This window comes from Pseudomonas sp. C9 (assembly GCF_002000165.1).
GTDB lineage: Bacteria > Pseudomonadota > Gammaproteobacteria > Pseudomonadales > Pseudomonadaceae > Aquipseudomonas.
This window is the reverse complement of sequence record NZ_MPAK01000001.1, coordinates 2,409,002-2,428,066: the sequence shown is the minus strand read 5'-3', so window position 1 is coordinate 2,428,066 and position 19,065 is coordinate 2,409,002. Positions and strand designations below refer to the sequence as shown.

Sequence of the window (19,065 nt, the reverse complement as noted above, 5' to 3'; positions counted from 1 at the left end):
CCGGCACGAGCGTCGCGCCTTTGTGGTTTTCGGTTGCCAAGGGTTCTGAGGATAGCCGGCAGTGCAAAGTTCACCCGATCTTGTTTGTCCTACTGTTTTCGTAGGTTTTTTTGCCTTGGCTATTGAAACTCGGGTATATGCCCTCATTGCATGAAACACGCTTATGGATTCGGCAGGTTTTCGTTTGTAAGAAAAACCTGCGCCCTAACTGGAGAAGCAGGTTTATGAAACGACTGTCCGACATCAAATTCTCGACCCTTGATCTGGTGCCTGTGCGCGAGAACGGCAACGCAGCCCAGTCGCTGCGCAACTCCCTGGACCTGGCGCAGCATGTCGAAAAATTCGGCTACAACCGTTTTTGGGTCGCCGAACACCACAACATGGATGGCATCGCCAGTTCGGCAACTTCCGTGCTGCTCGGCTATCTGGCGGGGGGGACCTCGACCATTCGTGTCGGCTCGGGTGGCGTGATGCTGCCGAACCACGCGCCGCTGGTGATCGCTGAGCAGTTCGGTACTCTCGAAAGTCTGTACCCGGGGCGGATCGACCTGGGCCTGGGCCGCGCACCCGGCTCCGATCAAATGACGGCCCGCGCGTTGCGCCGCGAACGTTCCGGCAGCGCCGACGACTTCCCTGATGACGTGGCCGAACTGATGCGCTACCTCGGTCCACGCACCCCGGACCAGCGGATCATCGCCATGCCCGGCACCGGGACCAACGTCCCGGTGTGGTTGCTGGGTTCCAGCCTGTTCAGTGCGCAACTGGCCGGTGAGCGCGGTTTGCCCTACGCCTTCGCCTCGCATTTCGCACCGCGCTTCATGCACGAGGCGATTCGCGTCTACCGCAATCACTTCAAGCCTTCAGCGGTATTGGATAAGCCCTACGTAATGCTCGGTGTGCCGCTGGTGGCGGCTGACACGGACGAGCAGGCCGATTACTTGGCGACGTCGGTCTATCAGCGAATTCTCGCCCTGATGCGTGGCCAAAGCCTGGTCCAGCGTCCGCCAGTGAAAACCATGGACGGGCTGTGGCTGCCGCATGAGCGCGAAGCGGTCAGTGATTTCCTCGGGTTGGCGATGGTGGGCAGCCCGCAGAAAATCCGCGCCAAACTGGACGTGCTGGTTGAGCAGACGCAAGCCGACGAACTGATTTTTACCTGCGACCTGTACGAACATTCTGATCGTGTTCATTCTTACGAACTGCTGGCGCAGGTGATGAAGGGCTGACGTTCAGACCTCCCCATAAAAAAAGCCGACGCATTGCGTCGGCTTTTTAACATCTTCGCGAAATCAACGTTTATAGACGATTTCCTTGGTTCCCTTTTCACAAGTACCAACGACTTTCCCGGCAGGGTCTGCGCCTTTATCGACAATTTCCAGCGAGTAACCAGAAACGCCCTTGGCATCCAGCTTCGCGGCGATTTCGGCTTTCAGCTCTTCGCATGGCTTGCTGTTAGCTAGCGCTGTCCCCGCAAGGCTCAACAAACCTACTGCCAACACAAACTTCTTCATCGGTCGCACTCCCTGGTCGGATCAAAAGGGGCATCCAGTCATTCGCTGGATGCGCACATACAGCGCTTTGCCATTCCCTATGGCATTCGGCCAGCGCGCAAGTTCAGAAGACTAGCGCAATCTCAGCTGCTGGCAATCCGGAACCCGACCTTGAGCGTTACCTGAAAGTGGGCCGCCTTGCCGTCCTTGATGTGCCCACGGGTTTCGGTCACTTCAAACCATTCCATGTACTTGAGACTTTTGCTGGCCTCGGCCAGCGCGTTATTGATGGCGTCTTCAATGCTGCTGGTGGACGAGCCGACCAGTTCGACTTTTTTGTAGGTGTGATGGTCAGTCATGGCGTTCTCCTCAGGGTGTGAGATACAGCCTAGCAGTGATTTTTCGTATGACTTGTGTCGGTCAATCGGAAGGGGAAGTTCCGAAATACTGCACTTTCTCCAACCCCTGAAGTCCCAATCAACACACGCAACTCAATCAACGCAGGAGAGCCACCATGGCCAACACCTCTTTACGTAAAGCCTCATTGCAAAGCATGGAAGCCGAAATCGAGAGTTTGCTCAAATCGTTGGAAAGCTTGAAAGACGATGCGTCGGACGAGTCGCGTAGAACCCTTAAAACCTTGAAGGCCAACGCCGAAAGTGCGCTGAAGCATTCGCGTCACTTGCTCAGCGATGCGTACGAAGAAGTCAAAGTCAAAACCCGTGAAACCAGGGTCGCCACTCGGGACTACGCCCAAGAACACCCTTGGACGACGGCCGGTGTTGCCGTGGGGGCGTTGGGTCTTCTCGCGGCCTATCTGCTGTGCAAGCGCGGGGATTAATCTGCCTGGCGCAGTTCATTCTTCAGCCACTGCGCCAACTGCCGAGCCCGCCCATCCGCGGCGCGCTTGGGTAGCCACAACGCCAGTTGCGCCGGGGTTTCACTGAAACCCCATGGCGCAACCAGGCGACCGGCCTTCACGTCCTCGGCCACCAACGGCTCTGGTGCAATGGCCACTCCCAGGCCGGCCACTGCGGCTTCCAGCAAATAGTACAAATGCTCAAAACCTTGACCATACTTCAAATCCTTGGGATCGAGGCCGTTGTGCTGCGCCCAGCTCGGCCACGCCTGGGGCCTTGATGTGGTGTGGAGCAAAGGCTCGTTCCGCAGCGCAGCCGCCGGTGCGCCTTGCAACCTCTCGTAGCCGGCGAATCGCGGGCTCATGACGGGGCCGATCCGTTCGCTGGTCAGTTCATAGACCTGCATGTCCGCCGGCCACGGCGGTTCGGCAAATACCAGCAACGCATCGAGACCTGGCCGGCGCGGGTCAAGATCGCCTTCGCCAGCGGACAGGTGTAGGCGCAGGTCAGGCAAGTCCGTATTCAGCCGTCCCAGGCGTGGAATGAACCAGCGCGCCAGCAGGCTTCCCGAGCAGCCGAGTACGAAGGGCGCATCGGCGGTGCTCTGCGTCAGCTCTGCACATACCGTGCGTAACCGTTCGAACGCTTCGCCGCTGGCGTCGCGCAATCGAATGCCGGCATCTGTGAGTTTAAGGCCGCGACCATCCTTGACGAACAGGCTCACCCCGAGGTGCTCTTCCAGTACCTTCAACTGCCGGCTGACCGCACCATGGGTGACGTGCAACTGTTCGGCGGCCTGACTGACGCTGTTCAGGCGGGCAGTGGCTTCGAAGGCACGAAGGGCGTTCAGCGGGGGGAGGTCATGGCTCATGGGATATGTGAGTTTTCCTGACAGGTTGCGGCGATCTTATCGGTTTTCAGAGTGGGGCGTCAGGGGTAGAGTTAAGCCCACTCTCTTTTCAAAAGCATCATCCCACCCATTCAACCGGAGCGACCCATGACCCAGACTAATCTGCGCAATGGCCCCGATGCCAACGGCCTGTTTGGCGCGTTCGGCGGCCGTTACGTTGCCGAAACCCTGATGCCGTTGATCCTCGACCTGGCCCGCGAATACGAAGCGGCCAAGGAAGATCCGGCGTTCAAAGAAGAATTGGCCTACTTCCAGCGCGACTATGTCGGACGCCCGAGCCCACTGTATTTCGCCGAACGCCTGACCGAGTTCTGCGGTGGTGCGAAGATTTACCTGAAGCGTGAAGAGCTGAACCACACCGGCGCGCACAAGATCAACAACTGCATTGGCCAGATTCTGCTGGCGCGGCGCATGGGCAAGAAACGCATCATCGCCGAAACCGGTGCAGGCATGCACGGCGTGGCGACCGCTACCGTAGCCGCTCGTTTCGGTCTCGACTGCGTGATCTACATGGGCACCACCGACATCGAACGTCAGCAAGCCAACGTGTTTCGCATGAAGTTGCTGGGCGCCGAAGTGATTCCGGTCGTCGCCGGCACCGGCACCCTGAAAGATGCGATGAACGAAGCGCTGCGTGACTGGGTAACCAACGTCGACAGCACCTTCTACCTGATCGGCACCGTGGCCGGACCACACCCGTATCCGGCCATGGTTCGCGACTTCCAGGCCGTTATCGGCAAGGAAACCCGTGAACAGCTACAAGCGCAAGAAGGTCGCCTGCCGGACAGCCTGGTGGCGTGTATCGGTGGCGGTTCCAACGCCATGGGCCTGTTTCACCCGTTCCTGGACGACAAGAGTGTCGAGATCATCGGCGTGGAAGCTGCCGGTTACGGTATCGAAACCGGTAAACATGCAGCCAGCCTGAACGGCGGCGTACCGGGCGTGCTCCACGGCAACCGTACTTTCCTGTTGCAGGACGACGATGGCCAGATCATCGATGCTCACTCGATTTCCGCCGGCCTCGATTATCCAGGTATCGGCCCGGAACACGCGTGGTTGCATGATATCGGTCGCGTTCAGTACACCTCGGTGACCGACGATGAAGCCCTCGATGCGTTCCACAAATGCTGCCGCCTGGAGGGGATTATTCCTGCACTGGAAAGCGCCCACGCCCTGGCCGAAGTGTTCAAACGCGCACCGACCTTGCCGAAGGATCACCTGATGGTGGTCAACCTGTCCGGTCGTGGCGACAAAGATATGCAAACCGTGATGCACCACATGGAACACTCCCAACAAGAGCAATCCAAGCAGGAGAAACACTGATGAGCCGCCTGCAAACGCGCTTTGCCGAACTCAAGGAACAGAACCGCGCTGCCCTCGTGACCTTCGTCACCGCTGGCGACCCGAGCTATGACACTTCCCTGGCAATCCTCAAAGGCTTGCCCGCGGCTGGCGCCGACGTGATCGAGCTGGGCATGCCCTTCACGGATCCGATGGCTGATGGCCCGGCGATCCAGTTGGCCAACATTCGTGCCTTGGGCGCCAAGCAGAACCTGGCGAAAACCCTGCAAATGGTTCGCGAGTTCCGTGAAGGCAACACCGAGACTCCGCTGGTGCTGATGGGTTATTTCAACCCTATCCACATGTACGGCGTGCCACGCTTCATCGCTGAAGCCAAAGAGGCCGGTGTTGATGGCCTGATCGTGGTCGACTTGCCGCCCGAGCATAACGGCGAGTTGTGCGACCCGGCTCAGGCAGCGGGTCTGGATTTCATTCGTCTGACCACGCCAACCACTGATGACGTGCGCCTGCCGACGGTTCTGAACGGCAGCTCCGGTTTCGTTTACTACGTGTCGGTTGCGGGTGTGACCGGTGCAGGGGCGGCGACGCTGGAACACGTTGAAGAGGCGGTTACGCGTCTGCGTCGCCACACAGATTTGCCGATCAGCATTGGTTTTGGCATTCGTACTCCGGAGCAAGCGGCTTCCATTGCTCGCCTGGCAGATGGTGTTGTCGTGGGGTCGGCATTGATCGATCACATCGCCAACGCGTCGACGCCGGATCAGGCGATTGATGGTGTGCTCAGCCTTTGCGCAGCGCTGTCGGAAGGCGTGCGTCAAGCGCGGGTCAGCTGAAGGTAAAGTTCCTGATACAGAGGAATTAGAGCCTCGCGGCACAGACTAACCAGCAAGACCGAGGGCTTCAGGACTACGTTCTGAGGCCCTTTTTGCTGTATGTGCGGTGAGGAAAGCCCCGATGAAAATGCCGAAACGTCTGATTGCCAGCCTGGGCGTGCTGATGCTGAGTGCCACCCCATTGCTGCACGCGAGCGCTGATCAGCGCGACGATCACGGCCATGGCGGCCCTCAGCAGGGTCAATACGATAACCATGGCGACAATCATGGCGATGATCACCGTAGTCATCAGGACAACCATCGCGGCGGCCCTCCGCCCCGGGACTTCGGCCCGGTGCGCCAGACGATTCACGACAATCATGGGTATTTTGTGCGCGGTGCGCCACCACCTCCGGGTATTCATCTGGAACGCGGCCGGCCGTTGCCCCACGGCTATTATGGTGAGCGTCTGGACAATCGCGCGCTGGGTCGCTTGCCGTATTACCCGGGGTATGAATGGCGTCGTGCAGGCGGCGACATTGTGCTGATTGCCGTAGGCAGCGGGGTTGTTTACGAAATTCTGGAAGGGGTTCTTTAATTTAACGTGCAAGCAAAAAAAGGGCTTCGTGGATCATCCACGAAGCCCTTTTTACTAGGGCAGCTCCAACCCGCCAGCTGCCTTGTGCAGCTTTCTCAGATGTTCGCCAACTTGCTTCAGGTTGGCTTCATTGGCGGCCATTTCGGCTGCACGACTCGGTTCGAGCAGCGCTCTCACTTCCTTGTCCAGGTCGCCTGTCAGCACCAGAAGTTGCTTTTGGCGCAGGCTGCTTTCTGATTCCAGGCGTTGCCATTCACTCGGTTGGGGCAATCCATAACCGCCGCTGCCGAGCAGTTCCGCCGGACGGCTGAGGTAGCCGCTGTTGGCCAGAATATCCTTCAAGGTCGCATTGGCCTTGTCCATACCGCCGTTTTCCAGATTCCGAGCACCCAGGTAACGCTGCTTTACTTCGTCCTGAGCCAGCAGCAATTGCTGGCGCAAGGCTGCCTGTTCCAACAACAACAACGCCGCGCTGGCGCGCAGGTCAGCCTGTTCGAACCATTGCCGGCGCTCTACCGCTTTCAATGCCAGCCAGTCTTCGACTTTTTCCTGCTTGATCGGCAAGCGCTTCTTCAACACGTCGAACATGGCTTGATAACGATCGCGGAAGGAGTCGAAGCGATAACCCAGTCGGAGCGCTTCACGTGGGTCATCCAGCACGCTGGTATCCGCCAGCCCGCGCCCCTTGAGCACTTTGAGCAAGCCGTTCGGCATGATGTTATCCAGTCCGACCAGTTGTGCATTATTGGTGCCGCTGCGCAGCAACTTCAGCTCCTCCACCGCGCAGTTGTTGGATAGGAAAAAGTAGCTGCCGTCGTAACTCCAGTGCATCTCGGCGGCGCGCTCCACGACGCCTTCGATCTCGCTGCGCGACAGATTGAGCGGCACCGAGGCGAGGCTGCGCAGTTCGGTCTTGGTGTATTCGTCGATCACTTGGGCCAGTGGCAGGACAAACAGGCGCGACGGGTATTTACCGACCAATCCGTCCCAGCTCGAGAGCTGTACGTCACCGACGAAGGCGCGATAAGACAAGACCAGATGCTGGTCCAGGTCGAGACGGCAGTCGGGCCCCCGTGGTCGTCCTGGCGCACAGATCACCAGTCGCAACATGCTGTGGCCCCAGCGGCTGACCCAGTTCTGATTGGCTTCGGCCAGCAGATAGTCGACGGCATAGACCCGTTCCGGATCCACCTGCCCAAGGGGTTGCTTGGCGAAGTCATTGCCAGCATTGAGGAAGGCGAAGGTTTTGGCGCAGGTGTTTTTGGCTGCCGGCGCCCAGCCGAAGTGTTCCTGGTAGTAGCGATACAGCATTGGACGACGACAGGCGTAGCTCGGGTCAAGTAGGAAATACTCCATGTTGACCGCGACGAACTCTTTGGGACTGTCCGTTTCGTAGATGTCCGGACTGCGGGCGATCTGCTTGTTGTGTTGTTCACGTTCACCGCGACGGCCGACGTATTGTTGCCAGCCGGCCAGGTCGAGCAGGCGTGGATCGTCGCTGAGGGTGAAGCGACGATCATTCTGGCCACGGCACTCGTCAGGAATACCGACCAGTCCGGCACTGTTGTTGCGCCGGGTGCAGCGTTGAATCAGTTTGCGCTCCGCGTCTGGCCACAGGCGCGAGCGGTCGTAAATGTGGGTGAGCTCGTGCACCACCGTGGCGAGCATTTCCCTGCGTACGGTGCCGTGAGGGCGATAGGTTTTCCTGGTCGCGGCGCTGCCATCGGTAAGGCTGGCGAGCAGGTTACGGTTCAGGTCGAGTTCGGACACCAGCGATGCCTGGCCGTAGGCATTGCTTGGCATGTTGTCGGTCCAGCCGACATCAATGCGCCGATCCAGTTGCTCGATGAAACGAGGCGGCAGCGCCTGCATGGCTTCATCTAACAGTGCCTGGCTGGCCTGCTGTTGTGCCGGGCTGAGACCTTCAGTCTTGAGTTGTAATTGCAGACTGGCGTGAGCCGCGTTGCCGAACAGCAACATGACCCCGGCCAGCAGCCAGGCGGCTGGCGACTTCACAGGGCGAGGATGGCTTCGGCGAGTACCTGATCACTGGCATCCCGGGCCTCAGGCACGCGATCGCGCAGGGTGTTGAAAGCCGCTTCGAGGTGCGCGCCACGGATATCGCCGTCGCTGGCAACAAACGTGGCTGCGTCGTCGTGGGCTTCACGAATGATCTTCGAGTCACGAATGGAGGTGGTGGTATCAGAGGTGAAATCAAGCGTGCGCTGGGTGGCACGAATGAGCATGTTACTGGTGGCAACCAGGGTATGGGCCTGGGCCACATCGGCCAGCAACAAGAGGCCAAGGGTGGCAGCAATCAGCGGGCTACGCATGGAACGACTCCGGGGAAACAAGGATAACTATTGGACGAGAATTGCCAGTGCCAGTTCAAGGTCGCTTGCATGAAGTTTGGGCTGGGTCTGGCGCAGATAAATCAGGGCGGACTCCAGCTGTGCTCCTCGCAATTGGGTGTCGCTGGCGATGAATGCCGCTGCATCATCGTGAGCGGCGAGCAGCAGTTTACGGTCGAAGGGCGCGGAGGTCACCAGACTGCTGCCATAACCACTGGCGACAGTACCTTGTGTGGAAAGATTGAAGGCATCGAAAGCATGTGCCGAGCCCGACCAACAGGCCACAAGCAATAGGGGCGTGAGCAACAACCTTGAATGAAAACGCATGAGACTCGATAGCTGAAAGCGAGCCCCAAGGCTAGCGCAACGTCCGGTCTAGAGCCAGCGCCGAAACATGGGGACACGTTGGGCGTGTCCCACGTCAGGGCTTTCGCTTAGATGGTCAGGATGGCTTGAGCCAGCTGTGCATCCGTTGCGTTCAGCTGTGGCGCCTGGTGGCGAATGTAATCGAGCGCACTTTCGAGTTTTACGCCGCGGATGGCACCTTCGCTGGCGACGAAGCTGGCGGCATCATCGCGCGCTTCACGCACAATCTTGTTGTCCTTAAAAGAAGAGGAAACGACGTCGGTGGTTGCATCGGACGTGGCCTTTAACGCTTTGACGACAGCGTCAGTGGTCACGACAAAGCTGGTGGCGTTGGCATTGGCAGCCACTGCAAGCAGGGCTGCGACGCTGAGCAAGCGAAGACGGGACATGGTGTATCTCCTTCAGGAAAACCAATTGAGAGGTGGCAAGGTATCTGCTGGATCAGACGCCTGTTGTACAGCGTGCGCCACGTTCCGGTTGATATTAGGCCTGCTTTTAACAGTTCGCACAGCCCGTCTGTTCAGGGCCGGTCGCTAGCGCCAGAACGGTTTATCCAGTTCATTGACGCGATCGGCGTGGCTGATGCCCAGGTCTGAAAGCTGTTGATCGTTTAGCTGACCCAATAGGCGCCGGGTTCTGGCCCGTTCCAGGCCGCGGGACAGTGCTGCCCACGTACGTTGTAGCCAGGTGAAACAAGGTTTCGCTTGCGGCGCAGGAGCGGAAATATCTTGTAAGTGATTCATGGCGCGATCCGTGTGCTTTGGAATGAGCCTCCATGGTGGCCCTCCCCGTTTTTGCTAAACAGATACACCGCGTAGAAATTGTACTTGTACAGTGATCGGTTTTAACAAACTGTACCGCTCTTGCATAACGCTGTTGTTTTTCCGAGTTCGATGGCGCGAAAACGACAAAGCCCGTCGTGGTTTCCCACGACGGGCTTTGTTTTTTCAATCTGGAGTGCTGGCAGTGGACCCGAGGGGTCAGGGCCAGCGACGCTAGCTTAGCGCCAGAACGGCTTGCTCAGCTCTTCGTAGCGTTGTGCTTCGCTAATCCCGGCGTCAGCCAGCAGACGCGAATCCAGGCGAGCCAGTTGATGGCGGCTGGAGATGCGGCGCTGCCACAGCATCAGGTTGGCGATAACGCGCAGAGGCATCGAGGCTTGGGTTTTTGCAGCAGTGTCTTCGAAGAACAGGCCGGAACTGAGTGTACGTTCCATGATTGACATCCTTCCGCTTGTGGCGGGATTAGGTAGTGGTTTAACTGGTGCCCATGATCCTCTCGTTTGCCTAGTCACTGTAGATACAGTTCATCTGTATTGTGAGGGCTCAGTTAACTGTTTATAGGCGGTGTACTGGTCAAAATTGAGGCAACTGTATCTATCTGCACTTATTTAGTGCGTTTTCGTGTGAATGGTTTGAAAAGGTAGGGAATTACGGTAGGAAATGACCAGTACAGCGGTACAGTTTTAAACAGATTTCCACGAAACAATAGCGCGCTGACGAAACTGTGTTTGCGTCAGCCGCTATCTGTACCAATTACGCCTTGAGCATGCGCCCTGTTTCTTCCAGGTTGATGTGCCAACTCAGCGCATCGCGCAGGATATGTGGCGTGTGTCCGCCGATTGCGCAAGCTGCGGTGAAGTAGTCGTCCAGGGCCTGGCGATAGTCCGGGTGCACACAGTTGTCGATGACGACCCGCGCCCGTTCCCGTGGTGCCAAACCACGTAAGTCAGCCAGACCGATTTCGGTGACGAGGATGTCGACGTCATGCTCCGTGTGGTCAACGTGGCTGACCATCGGCACGACGCTGGAGATTGCCCCGCCCTTGGCAATCGATTTGGTGACGAAGATGGACAGATGGGCATTGCGTGCAAAGTCGCCCGAGCCGCCAATGCCGTTCATCATCCGTGTGCCGCACACGTGCGTGGAGTTGACGTTGCCATAGAGGTCGAACTCCAGCGCCGTGTTGATACCGATAATGCCCAGTCGACGCACCACTTCCGGGTGATTGGAGATTTCCTGTGGGCGCAGCACCAATTTGTCCTTATAGCGCTCAAGGTTGCCAAACACGTCGGCATTGCGACGACTCGACAAGGTGATCGAACTGCCCGACGCAAAGCTCAGCTTGCCGGCATCGATCAGGTCGAACGTCGAATCCTGCAGTACCTCGGAATACATGGTCAGGTCTTCGAACGGTGAGTCGATCAGGCCGCACATCACTGAGTTGGCGATGGTGCCGATACCGGCCTGCAATGGGCCAAGCTTGTTGGTCATCCGTCCGGCAGCCACTTCCTGCTTGAAGAAGTTGATCAGGTGGTCGGCGATGGCCTGGGTCTCGGTGTCCGGTGGCAACACCGTGGAGGGGGAGTCGGATTGATTGGTGATCACGATCGCGACGATCTTCTCCGGCGGGATCGGGATGGCGGTGCTGCCAATGCGATCATCGACCTTCACCAGTGGAATCGGCGTGCGGGTCGGGCGGTACGTCGGGATATAGATGTCGTGCAGGCCTTCCAGGTTCGGGTTGTGCGCCAGGTTGATCTCGATGATCACGTGTTTGGCGAAAATCGCGAAGCTGGCCGAGTTGCCGACCGATGTGGTCGGTACGATATGGCCCTGTTCGGTAATGGCAACGGCTTCAATCACCGCGATATCCGGCAATTTGAGTTGTTGGTTGCGCAGTTGCTCCACGGTTTCCGAGAGGTGCTGGTCGATGAACATCACTTCGCCTGCGTTGATGGCTTTGCGCAGGGTGCTGTCCACCTGGAAGGGCATGCGCCGCGACAGTACACCGGCTTCGGTCAGCTGTTTGTCGAGGTCGTTACCCAGGCTGGCACCGGTCATCAGGGTGATTTTCAGCGGCGTGACCTTGGCGCGTTCGGCCAGCGCGTGAGGTACGGCTTTCGCTTCGCCGGCGCGGGTGAAACCACTCATGCCGACGGTCATGCCGTCCTCAATCAGAGCGGCAGCGTCGGCAGCGCTCATCACTTTATCCAACAACGAAGGCAGGCGAATACGGTCACGGTACATGGATTGTTATCTCGGGCAACGGGTAGCAGGATGCGCAGTCTAGTGAATTTCGCGGGCGCCTGTCCCGCTACCAAGGTCGCAAACGAGGCGTCTATTCAGCGGGTTTCAAGTAAAACACTGTTACCGGATCGGTAACAACGCGGCAAATTGTCCAGCGTTTGTGCAAACAAAAACGCCCCGACAAGTCGGGGCGTTCAGTGTAGCAGCGGAGGGTTACTCGACCGCTTTAACCATATCTTCGATGACTTTCTTGGCGTCGCCGAAGACCATCATGGTTTTGTCCAGGTAGAACAGTTCGTTATCCAGGCCGGCATAACCGCTGGCCATCGAACGCTTGTTGACGATGATCGTCTTGGCTTTGAACGCTTCGAGAATCGGCATGCCGGCAATCGGCGATTTCGGATCGTTCTTGGCGGCCGGGTTGACCACGTCGTTGGCGCCCAACACCAGCACCACGTCGGCCTGGCCGAACTCGGAGTTGATGTCTTCCATCTCGAACACCTGGTCGTAAGGCACTTCTGCCTCGGCCAGCAACACGTTCATGTGGCCAGGCATACGACCGGCAACCGGGTGGATCGCGTACTTCACGGTCACGCCGCGATGAGTCAGCTTCTCGGTCAGCTCCTTGAGCGCGTGCTGGGCACGGGCCACTGCCAGGCCGTAGCCCGGAACGATGATCACGGTATCGGCGTTGGTCAGCAGGAACGTCGCGTCGTCAGCCGAGCCGGATTTCACCGGGCGGGCTTCCTGGGCGCCGGCCGGTCCTGCGTCGGCCGTGTTGCCGAAGCCGCCAAGCAGCACATTAAAGAAGGAACGGTTCATCGCCTTGCACATGATGTACGAGAGGATCGCACCGCTTGAGCCCACCAGCGAACCGGCGATGATCAGCATCGAGTTGTTCAGCGAGAAGCCGATACCGGCTGCCGCCCAACCGGAATAGCTGTTGAGCATCGACACAACCACCGGCATGTCTGCGCCGCCAATAGGGATGATGATCAGCACGCCCATCACGAAGGCCAGGACCAGCATCAGCGCAAAGGCATTGAGATTGCCGGTCATCATGAAGGTCACGCCCAGAGCCAGTGTGGCCAGGCCCAGCAGCAGGTTCAGTTTGTGCTGACCGCTGAACTGTACCGGTGCTCCTTGGAACAGGCGGAACTTGTACTTGCCCGAGAGCTTGCCGAAAGCGATGACCGAACCGGAGAAGGTGATTGCACCGATGGCTGCGCCAAGGAACAGTTCCAGGCGGTTACCGGCCGGAATCGAATCGCCCAGTTGCTTGACGATGCCCAGTGACTGCGGCTCAACGACAGCAGCAATAGCGATGAACACGGCGGCCATACCGATCATGCTATGCATGAAGGCGACCAGTTCCGGCATCTTGGTCATCTCGACGCGCTTGGCCATGATCGAGCCGGCGGTGCCGCCGACCAGCAGGCCAACGATAACGTAACCGATGCCGGCGGTGGCCAGTTCAGCGCCCAGCTTGTAGATGAGGCCCACGGTGGTGAGGATCGCCAACGCCATGCCGAGCATGCCGTAGACATTGCCGCGCCGAGACGTGGTTGGGTGCGACAGGCCTTTGAGGGCCTGGATGAAGCAGATCGACGCGATCAAGTAGAGCGTCGTGACAAGGTTCATGCTCATTACTTAGGCGCCTCTTCTTTTACGACTTTCGGGGCTTTTTTCTTGAACATCTCAAGCATTCTGCGGGTGACCAGGAAGCCACCAAACACGTTCACCGCTGCCAGGGCCACCGCGAGGGTGCCCATGGTTTTGCCCAGCGGCGTCACCGTCAAGGCCGCTGCCAGCATGGCGCCGACGATGACGATTGCCGAGATGGCGTTAGTCACCGCCATCAACGGTGTGTGCAGCGCAGGCGTAACGTTCCAGACCACGTGATAACCGACATAAATCGCCAGCACGAAGATGATCAGGTTGTAGATACCGGGGGAGATAAGCTCTTCCATCGTCTGAATCCCTGCTTAGGCGTTTTTGCGGATGACTTGGCCGTCGCGGCACATCAGGCACGCGGCGACGATATCGTCTTCTAGGTTCACTTCGAATTGGCCTTCTTTGTTGAAGACCAGCTTCAGGAAGTCCAGCAGGTTACGGGCGTACAACGCCGAGGCATCTGCCGCCACTTCACCGGCCAGATTGGTCGGGCCGCAAATGGTCACGCCGTTTGCAACGACGACCTGATCCGCCACGGTAAGCGGGCAGTTGCCGCCCTGGGCCGCCGCGAGGTCGATGACCACCGAGCCCGGCTTCATCTGCGCCACCGTTTCGGCGCTCAACAGAGTCGGTGCCTTGCGGCCCGGGATCAGTGCCGTGGTGATAACGATGTCAGCCTGCTTGGCGCGTTCGTGTACGGCCAGGGCCTGACGTTGCATCCAGCTGGCGGGCATTGGACGCGCGTAACCGCCGACACCGACAGCGCACTCGCGCTCTTCATCGGTTTCGTACGGCACGTCGACGAACTTCGCACCCAGGGATTCGATTTGTTCCTTCACCGCCGGACGTACGTCCGAGGCTTCGATGACCGCGCCCAGACGCTTGGCGGTGGCAATCGCCTGCAATCCGGCCACGCCTGCGCCCAGAATCAGCACGCGCGCTGCTTTCACGGTACCTGCTGCTGTCATCAGCATCGGCATGAAGCGCGGGTAGTGATGAGCAGCCAGCAACACCGCTTTATAGCCGGCGATGTTCGCTTGGGAGGACAGCACATCCAGGCTCTGTGCACGGGAAGTGCGTGGCGCAGCCTCCAATGCAAAGGCGGTAATGCCGCGCTCGGCCAGCTTGGCAATGGTTTCATTGCTGAACGGATTGAGCATGCCCACCACAACGGTGCCGCTTTTAATCAGCGTCAGCTCGCTGTCGCTGGGGGCGACCACCTTGAGAATCAGCTCTGCACCAAACGCATCATTGGCGCTGCCAATGGTTGCGCCTGCCGCTTCATAGGCACTGTCGACAACACTGGCGTTAACGCCGGCGCCGCTTTGCACAGTGACTTTATGACCCTGGCCGATCAGCTTCTTGATGGTTTCCGGGGTTGCAGCAACCCGCGTTTCACCCGTCTGGGTTTCGAGAGGAACACCAATGTGCACGTCAAATCTCCTGCGTGATCTTATTGAGTAAACCCAGGCACTACGGATGGTGCGGCTGGGGCGGCCGATCAGCACGATCCCGCCGAATCAAGGCGGGGCGCGGCATTTTGCAGGCGAACTTTGTGCCCTTCAAGGGGTTATGACGGGTGACGGAAAATTAACTACAAGTCACCCCGTGACCGAATGTCGCAACTAACCGGCTGCATCCCATGCAGGCCGTGACTTACAGGGGTTTCTGTCGAAATTACAGAAATTACATATCTTTACGCTGAATGAGGCGTTATAGACCGCAAATAGAGGCTCAAAGCCACGTCACCAGAGGCTTGTGGGACGTTGGTGCTGCTTGTCGGTACAGTCTGTGAATATGCGACATATAGTTATATCTGTAGGGCTTTCAATTATTTGACTACGAGGTCAGCTAATGAGCAAAAGCCTTTATCCTTCTAGGTTGTAGCTATGCGCTTGATTGATAAGCCAGTCGCGAAATGCCTTCAAAGAGGCTGATTCCACCTTTCGCTCGGGAATCATCAGGTAATACGCCTTGATGCTAGACAGTGCCTGGGGGTTGGCAATCACCAGTCGTTTCTCCGCCAGTTCACGCTGAATCAGGAACGGCGGGATTAGCGCAATCCCCATGTCATGCATCGCGGCTTGAGCAAGCATGGAGAATAGCTCGTAGCGCGGACCTGTCATGTCCCGAGGGATATTCAGCTGTTGGGAGTTGAACCACTGACGCCATGCATAAGGGCGGGTGGTCTGTTGCAATAGGGGAAGGTCGGCGATCTCGACGGGTGTCAGCCGAGTCTTTTTTCCCAGTAGGTTCGGACTGCACACCGGCATCGGATTTTCCCCCATCAACCTGTGGGACTCGGTACCGGACCAATCGGCGTCACCGAAGTAAATCGCCGCATCAAAATCAGTGTCGGCAAACAGGAACGGGCGGGTGCGGTTGGTGAGGTTGACCGTCACCTCCGGGTGCTTGTGCTGAAAGTCTTTGAGCCTTGGCAGCAGCCATTGAGTGCCGAAAGTCGGAACCACCGCCAGTTCGATCACATTGGCGCCCTGTTGCCCCATTACCGACAACGTGTCCCGTTCCACTGCGTCGAGCTGTGTGGCCACGCGGCGGCTGTAGGAAAGGCCAGCCTCCGTCAGTTTCACCCCGCGCCGCGAGCGTCGGAACAGTTCGACGCTGAGGAACTCCTCCAGGCTGGCGATCTGTCGGCAAATCGCACCCTGGGTCAGCGAAAGCTCCTGGGCTGCTTTGGTGAAGCTTTCATGCCGTGCGGCCGCTTCAAAGCTGATCAGGGCGGTGGTGCTGGGGATTTTCCTGCGCATGTACGTCAACCTCACTAATACATCGCATAAAGGCTCTTTTGGGATGTTTCGGAGTGAGAATTTAGCACAACAGTATGCGAAATCCTCGTTTGCCGTAATGCCGAACCCGGCCTAGGATCAGTCCACGTTATTTGACCCGATTCGAGAGGACACACTCATGGGCGGTAAAGCTAGCTTCAACTGGATCGATCCCCTGCTGCTGGATCAACAGCTCACTGAAGAAGAACGCATGATTCGCGACACCGCCGAGCAATTCGCTCAGCAGAAGCTTGCGCCGCGCGTCCTCGAAGCTTTCCGTCATGAAAAAACCGACCCGGCAATTTTCCGCGAAATGGGCGAAGTCGGTCTGTTGGGGGCAACTATCCCTGAGCAGTACGGCGGCAGCGGCCTGAACTATGTCAGCTACGGTCTGATCGCTCGTGAAGTCGAGCGCGTCGACTCTGGCTACCGCTCGATGATGAGCGTGCAGTCCTCGTTGGTCATGGTGCCTATTAATGAATTTGGCACCGAAGCCCAAAAGCAGAAGTACCTGCCGAAACTGGCCTCCGGCGAGTGGATTGGCTGCTTTGGTCTGACTGAGCCTAACCACGGTTCTGACCCGGGTGCGATGATTACTCGTGCGCGCAAAGTGGAAGGCGGTTACAGCCTGACCGGCAGCAAGATGTGGATCACTAACAGCCCTATCGCAGATGTGTTCGTCGTCTGGGGTAAAGATGACGCCGGCGACATCCGTGGTTTCGTGCTGGAGAAGGGCTGGAAAGGCCTGAGCGCTCCGGCGATTTACGGTAAGGTCGGCCTGCGTGCATCCATTACAGGCGAAATCGTCATGGACAACGTATTTGTCCCTGAAGAGAACATTTTCCCTGATGTCCGTGGCTTGAAAGGCCCTTTCACCTGCCTCAACTCCGCGCGTTATGGCATTTCCTGGGGCGCGCTGGGTGCCGCCGAGTTCTGCTGGCACACCGCTCGCCAATACACCCTGGACCGCCAGCAGTTCGGTCGTCCGTTGGCCGCCACTCAGTTGATCCAGAAAAAGCTGGCCGACATGCAGACTGAAATCACCCTGGCGCTGCAAGGTTGCCTGCGCCTGGGTCGTATGAAAGACGAAGGCACTGCGGCGGTCGAGATCACGTCGATGATGAAGCGCAACTCATGCGGCAAGTCCCTGGACATCGCTCGTATGGCGCGTGACATGCTGGGTGGCAATGGCATCTCCGACGAGTTCGGTGTTGCTCGTCACTTGGTCAACCTGGAAGTGGTGAATACCTATGAAGGTACGCATGACGTCCACGCACTGATTCTCGGCCGCGCGCAAACCGGCATCCAGGCGTTCTATTAATAGGAGAACGTCCATGGGCGCGCTTTCGCATCTGCGGGTACTGGATTTATCGCGGGTACTGGCCGGACCTTGGTCCGGGCAGATCCTGGCGGACCTTGGCGCTGAGGTGATCAAGGTGGAGCGCCCGGGCAATGGCGATGATACGCGCGCCTGGGGGCCTCCTTTTCTTAAAGACGCCTATGGCGAGAACACCAGCGAGGCCGCCTACTACTTGTCGGCCAATCGCAACAAGCAATCGGTCACCATCGACTTCACACGCCCTGAAGGTCAGAAGTTGGTGCGTGAGCTGGCGGCCAAGTCGGACATTCTGATCGAGAACTTCAAGGTTGGTGGGCTGGCGGCCTACGGGCTGGACTATGAATCGCTCAAAGCCATCAACCCGAACCTGATTTATTGCTCCATCACCGGGTTTGGTCAGACCGGCCCTTACGCCAAGCGTGCGGGTTATGACTTCATGATCCAGGGCCTGGGTGGTCTGATGAGCCTGACGGGGCGACCGGAAGGGGATGAGGGTGCCGGGCCGGTAAAGGTTGGTGTAGCGCTGACAGACATCTTGACCGGGCTCTATTCGACAGTGGCGATTCTGGCGGCGCTAGCGCATCGGGATCACGATGGCGGCGGCCAGCATATCGACATGGCATTGCTGGATGTTCAGGTTGCATGCCTGGCTAACCAGGCGATGAACTACCTGACGACAGGCAATGCGCCTAAGCGCTTGGGTAACGCCCATCCGAACATCGTGCCTTATCAGGACTTTCCTACGGCTGATGGCGACTTCATCCTGACCGTGGGTAACGATGGTCAATTCCGCAAGTTTGCCGAAGTAGCGGGTCAGCCGCAGTGGGCGGATGATCTGCGCTTTGCGACCAATAAACTGCGGGTGGCAAATCGGGCGGTCTTGATTCCGCTGATCCGTCAGGCGACGGTGTTCAAGACCACGGCTGAGTGGGTGTTGCAGCTGGAGGAGGCTGGCGTGCCATGTGGCCCGATCAATGATCTGGCTCAGATGTTTGCTGATCCTCAGGTCAAGGCACGTGGGTTGGCGATGGAGTTGCCCCATGTGTTGGCTGGGATGGTGCCGCAGGTGGCGAGCCCTATTCGTCTATCCAAGACTCCGGTGGAGTACCGCAATGCCCCTCCATTGCTGGGTGAGCATACGCAAGAGGTTCTGCAGCGTGTGCTGGGCCTGGGAGCTGGTGCGGTGGCTGCTTTCAAAGAGGCTGGGGTGCTTTGAGGATTCCTTCTATATAGAGGCCGGCTGTTTCGCTCGTTATATAGAGGGGAATTGGGTTGTTTGTCGGCTTTTGGGGCGTTATTGATAGAAAGCCCAAATCAGTGCTTGACGGCAGATTCAGGATGTCTATAATTCGCCCCACTTCCGGCGCAGTCGAAACGGAAAACTCCTTGGTAAACAAAGAGTTACGCAGTTTTCGGCAGTGAGTGGCTTCAGTTCATCGAAGTCCGAAAGGAGTTGAAAAAGAGGTGTTGACAGCAGCGTGTAACGCTGTAGAATTCGCCTCCCGCTACCGAGTGATCGGAAGCGCAAGTGGTTGAAGTTGTTAAAGA

21 protein-coding genes are annotated in these 19,065 nt (G+C 58.1%); 7 read left to right on the top strand and 14 right to left on the bottom strand.

Features of this window, described 5'->3' with window-relative positions; genetic code table 11:
* Window positions 1-224: 224 nt before the first annotated feature.
* Window positions 225-1,226 (top strand): LLM class flavin-dependent oxidoreductase, encoded by a 1,002-nt coding sequence (locus BMS17_RS11360; RefSeq protein WP_046031089.1) that lies wholly within the window; start codon window positions 225-227, stop codon window positions 1,224-1,226.
* Between the two features lie 63 nt (window positions 1,227-1,289).
* Here BMS17_RS11360 and BMS17_RS11355 read toward each other — a convergent pair whose 3' ends face one another.
* Both BMS17_RS11355 and BMS17_RS11350 read right to left on the bottom strand, forming a co-directional pair.
* Window positions 1,290-1,511 (bottom strand): DUF1161 domain-containing protein, encoded by a 222-nt coding sequence (locus tag BMS17_RS11355; protein ID WP_077430955.1) that lies wholly within the window; start codon window positions 1,509-1,511, stop codon window positions 1,290-1,292.
* Between the two features lie 122 nt (window positions 1,512-1,633).
* Window positions 1,634-1,849: a dodecin gene (locus tag BMS17_RS11350; RefSeq protein WP_008027736.1), complete on the bottom strand. Its 216-nt coding sequence runs from the start codon at window positions 1,847-1,849 to the stop codon at window positions 1,634-1,636.
* 155 nt (window positions 1,850-2,004) lie between these two features.
* On the opposite strand from BMS17_RS11350, the gene BMS17_RS11345 reads away from it, so the two are divergent.
* Window positions 2,005-2,331 (top strand): YqjD family protein, encoded by a 327-nt coding sequence (locus BMS17_RS11345; RefSeq protein ID WP_046031091.1) that lies wholly within the window; start codon window positions 2,005-2,007, stop codon window positions 2,329-2,331.
* On the opposite strand, the gene BMS17_RS11340 is transcribed toward BMS17_RS11345, so the two are convergent.
* Entirely contained in the window at window positions 2,328-3,221 is an 894-nt protein-coding gene (locus BMS17_RS11340; protein WP_046031092.1) for a LysR family transcriptional regulator, read from the bottom strand. The two genes, BMS17_RS11345 and BMS17_RS11340, sit on opposite strands and share 4 nt — an antisense overlap.
* Before the next feature lie 126 nt (window positions 3,222-3,347).
* Between BMS17_RS11340 and trpB the strand changes: the two genes are divergently transcribed.
* From trpB to BMS17_RS11325, 3 genes are all read left to right on the top strand, one after another.
* Entirely contained in the window at window positions 3,348-4,583 is a 1,236-nt protein-coding gene (trpB, locus tag BMS17_RS11335; RefSeq protein WP_007902766.1) for a tryptophan synthase subunit beta, read from the top strand.
* Entirely contained in the window at window positions 4,583-5,395 is an 813-nt protein-coding gene (gene trpA, locus BMS17_RS11330; RefSeq protein ID WP_077430954.1) for a tryptophan synthase subunit alpha, read from the top strand. The genes trpB and trpA overlap by 1 nt, the downstream gene beginning before the upstream one ends.
* A 121-nt stretch (window positions 5,396-5,516) precedes the next feature.
* On the top strand, window positions 5,517-5,972 hold the full coding sequence (locus tag BMS17_RS11325; protein WP_046031094.1) for an anti-virulence regulator CigR family protein: 456 nt from the start codon (window positions 5,517-5,519) through the stop codon (window positions 5,970-5,972).
* 54 nt (window positions 5,973-6,026) lie between these two features.
* On the opposite strand, the gene BMS17_RS11320 is transcribed toward BMS17_RS11325, so the two are convergent.
* The 11 genes from BMS17_RS11320 to BMS17_RS11270 all read right to left on the bottom strand — a co-directional run bounded on the left by BMS17_RS11320 (window position 6,027) and on the right by BMS17_RS11270 (window position 16,160).
* Entirely contained in the window at window positions 6,027-7,988 is a 1,962-nt protein-coding gene (locus BMS17_RS11320) for a DUF4105 domain-containing protein (RefSeq protein ID WP_046031095.1), read from the bottom strand.
* On the bottom strand, window positions 7,985-8,305 hold the full coding sequence (locus BMS17_RS11315) for a DUF2388 domain-containing protein (protein ID WP_046031096.1): 321 nt from the start codon (window positions 8,303-8,305) through the stop codon (window positions 7,985-7,987). Before BMS17_RS11315 ends, BMS17_RS11320 begins: the two co-directional genes overlap by 4 nt.
* Window positions 8,306-8,332: 27 nt before the next feature.
* Window positions 8,333-8,650 (bottom strand): DUF2388 domain-containing protein, encoded by a 318-nt coding sequence (locus BMS17_RS11310; RefSeq protein WP_077430953.1) that lies wholly within the window; start codon window positions 8,648-8,650, stop codon window positions 8,333-8,335.
* 107 nt (window positions 8,651-8,757) lie between these two features.
* Complete coding sequence (locus tag BMS17_RS11305) at window positions 8,758-9,078, bottom strand: DUF2388 domain-containing protein (protein ID WP_046031098.1); 321 nt, start codon at window positions 9,076-9,078, stop codon at window positions 8,758-8,760.
* 144 nt (window positions 9,079-9,222) lie between these two features.
* Window positions 9,223-9,432 (bottom strand): DUF1127 domain-containing protein, encoded by a 210-nt coding sequence (locus BMS17_RS11300; protein ID WP_077430952.1) that lies wholly within the window; start codon window positions 9,430-9,432, stop codon window positions 9,223-9,225.
* A gap of 257 nt (window positions 9,433-9,689) precedes the next feature.
* A complete protein-coding gene (locus BMS17_RS11295; RefSeq protein ID WP_046031099.1) occupies window positions 9,690-9,905 on the bottom strand; it encodes a DUF1127 domain-containing protein in 216 nt (71 codons plus the stop codon).
* 319 nt (window positions 9,906-10,224) lie between these two features.
* Entirely contained in the window at window positions 10,225-11,718 is a 1,494-nt protein-coding gene (locus BMS17_RS11290) for an acetyl-CoA hydrolase/transferase family protein (RefSeq protein WP_077430951.1), read from the bottom strand.
* Between the two features lie 213 nt (window positions 11,719-11,931).
* Window positions 11,932-13,365, bottom strand: coding sequence for an NAD(P)(+) transhydrogenase (Re/Si-specific) subunit beta (locus BMS17_RS11285; protein WP_046031101.1), 1,434 nt, complete (start codon window positions 13,363-13,365; stop codon window positions 11,932-11,934).
* Entirely contained in the window at window positions 13,365-13,688 is a 324-nt protein-coding gene (locus BMS17_RS11280) for an NAD(P) transhydrogenase subunit alpha (RefSeq protein ID WP_007947884.1), read from the bottom strand. The genes BMS17_RS11285 and BMS17_RS11280 overlap by 1 nt, the downstream gene beginning before the upstream one ends.
* Before the next feature lie 15 nt (window positions 13,689-13,703).
* On the bottom strand, window positions 13,704-14,825 hold the full coding sequence (locus tag BMS17_RS11275; RefSeq protein WP_046031102.1) for a Re/Si-specific NAD(P)(+) transhydrogenase subunit alpha: 1,122 nt from the start codon (window positions 14,823-14,825) through the stop codon (window positions 13,704-13,706).
* Window positions 14,826-15,260: 435 nt separating this feature from the next.
* Window positions 15,261-16,160: a LysR family transcriptional regulator gene (locus BMS17_RS11270; protein ID WP_046031103.1), complete on the bottom strand. Its 900-nt coding sequence runs from the start codon at window positions 16,158-16,160 to the stop codon at window positions 15,261-15,263.
* A 157-nt stretch (window positions 16,161-16,317) separates the two neighbouring features.
* On the opposite strand from BMS17_RS11270, the gene BMS17_RS11265 reads away from it, so the two are divergent.
* The gene (locus BMS17_RS11265; RefSeq protein WP_077430950.1) at window positions 16,318-17,499 is read left to right on the top strand and encodes an acyl-CoA dehydrogenase; all 1,182 of its coding nucleotides are present in this window, start codon (window positions 16,318-16,320) and stop codon (window positions 17,497-17,499) included.
* A gap of 13 nt (window positions 17,500-17,512) precedes the next feature.
* Window positions 17,513-18,733, top strand: coding sequence for a CaiB/BaiF CoA-transferase family protein (locus BMS17_RS11260; RefSeq protein WP_077430949.1), 1,221 nt, complete (start codon window positions 17,513-17,515; stop codon window positions 18,731-18,733).
* The last annotated feature ends 332 nt before the right edge of the window (window positions 18,734-19,065 follow it).

What these genes read in the sequence shown, in the direction of transcription:
- BMS17_RS11310 (WP_077430953.1), bottom strand. Translation starts at nt 8,650, where the DNA reads ATGCGTTTTCATTCAAGGTTGTTGCTCACGCCCCTATTGCTTGTGGCC.
- BMS17_RS11350 (WP_008027736.1), bottom strand. Translation starts at nt 1,849, where the DNA reads ATGACTGACCATCACACCTACAAAAAAGTCGAACTGGTCGGCTCGTCC.
- BMS17_RS11300 (WP_077430952.1), bottom strand. Translation starts at nt 9,432, where the DNA reads ATGAATCACTTACAAGATATTTCCGCTCCTGCGCCGCAAGCGAAACCT.
- BMS17_RS11280 (WP_007947884.1), bottom strand. Translation starts at nt 13,688, where the DNA reads ATGGAAGAGCTTATCTCCCCCGGTATCTACAACCTGATCATCTTCGTG.
- BMS17_RS11355 (WP_077430955.1), bottom strand. Translation starts at nt 1,511, where the DNA reads ATGAAGAAGTTTGTGTTGGCAGTAGGTTTGTTGAGCCTTGCGGGGACA.
- BMS17_RS11360 (WP_046031089.1), top strand. Translation starts at nt 225, where the DNA reads ATGAAACGACTGTCCGACATCAAATTCTCGACCCTTGATCTGGTGCCT.
- trpA (WP_077430954.1), top strand. Translation starts at nt 4,583, where the DNA reads ATGAGCCGCCTGCAAACGCGCTTTGCCGAACTCAAGGAACAGAACCGC.
- BMS17_RS11290 (WP_077430951.1), bottom strand. Translation starts at nt 11,718, where the DNA reads ATGTACCGTGACCGTATTCGCCTGCCTTCGTTGTTGGATAAAGTGATG.
- trpB (WP_007902766.1), top strand. Translation starts at nt 3,348, where the DNA reads ATGACCCAGACTAATCTGCGCAATGGCCCCGATGCCAACGGCCTGTTT.
- BMS17_RS11315 (WP_046031096.1), bottom strand. Translation starts at nt 8,305, where the DNA reads ATGCGTAGCCCGCTGATTGCTGCCACCCTTGGCCTCTTGTTGCTGGCC.
- BMS17_RS11270 (WP_046031103.1), bottom strand. Translation starts at nt 16,160, where the DNA reads ATGCGCAGGAAAATCCCCAGCACCACCGCCCTGATCAGCTTTGAAGCG.
- BMS17_RS11265 (WP_077430950.1), top strand. Translation starts at nt 16,318, where the DNA reads ATGGGCGGTAAAGCTAGCTTCAACTGGATCGATCCCCTGCTGCTGGAT.
- BMS17_RS11340 (WP_046031092.1), bottom strand. Translation starts at nt 3,221, where the DNA reads ATGAGCCATGACCTCCCCCCGCTGAACGCCCTTCGTGCCTTCGAAGCC.
- BMS17_RS11295 (WP_046031099.1), bottom strand. Translation starts at nt 9,905, where the DNA reads ATGGAACGTACACTCAGTTCCGGCCTGTTCTTCGAAGACACTGCTGCA.
- BMS17_RS11285 (WP_046031101.1), bottom strand. Translation starts at nt 13,365, where the DNA reads ATGAGCATGAACCTTGTCACGACGCTCTACTTGATCGCGTCGATCTGC.
- BMS17_RS11345 (WP_046031091.1), top strand. Translation starts at nt 2,005, where the DNA reads ATGGCCAACACCTCTTTACGTAAAGCCTCATTGCAAAGCATGGAAGCC.
- BMS17_RS11260 (WP_077430949.1), top strand. Translation starts at nt 17,513, where the DNA reads ATGGGCGCGCTTTCGCATCTGCGGGTACTGGATTTATCGCGGGTACTG.
- BMS17_RS11325 (WP_046031094.1), top strand. Translation starts at nt 5,517, where the DNA reads ATGAAAATGCCGAAACGTCTGATTGCCAGCCTGGGCGTGCTGATGCTG.
- BMS17_RS11305 (WP_046031098.1), bottom strand. Translation starts at nt 9,078, where the DNA reads ATGTCCCGTCTTCGCTTGCTCAGCGTCGCAGCCCTGCTTGCAGTGGCT.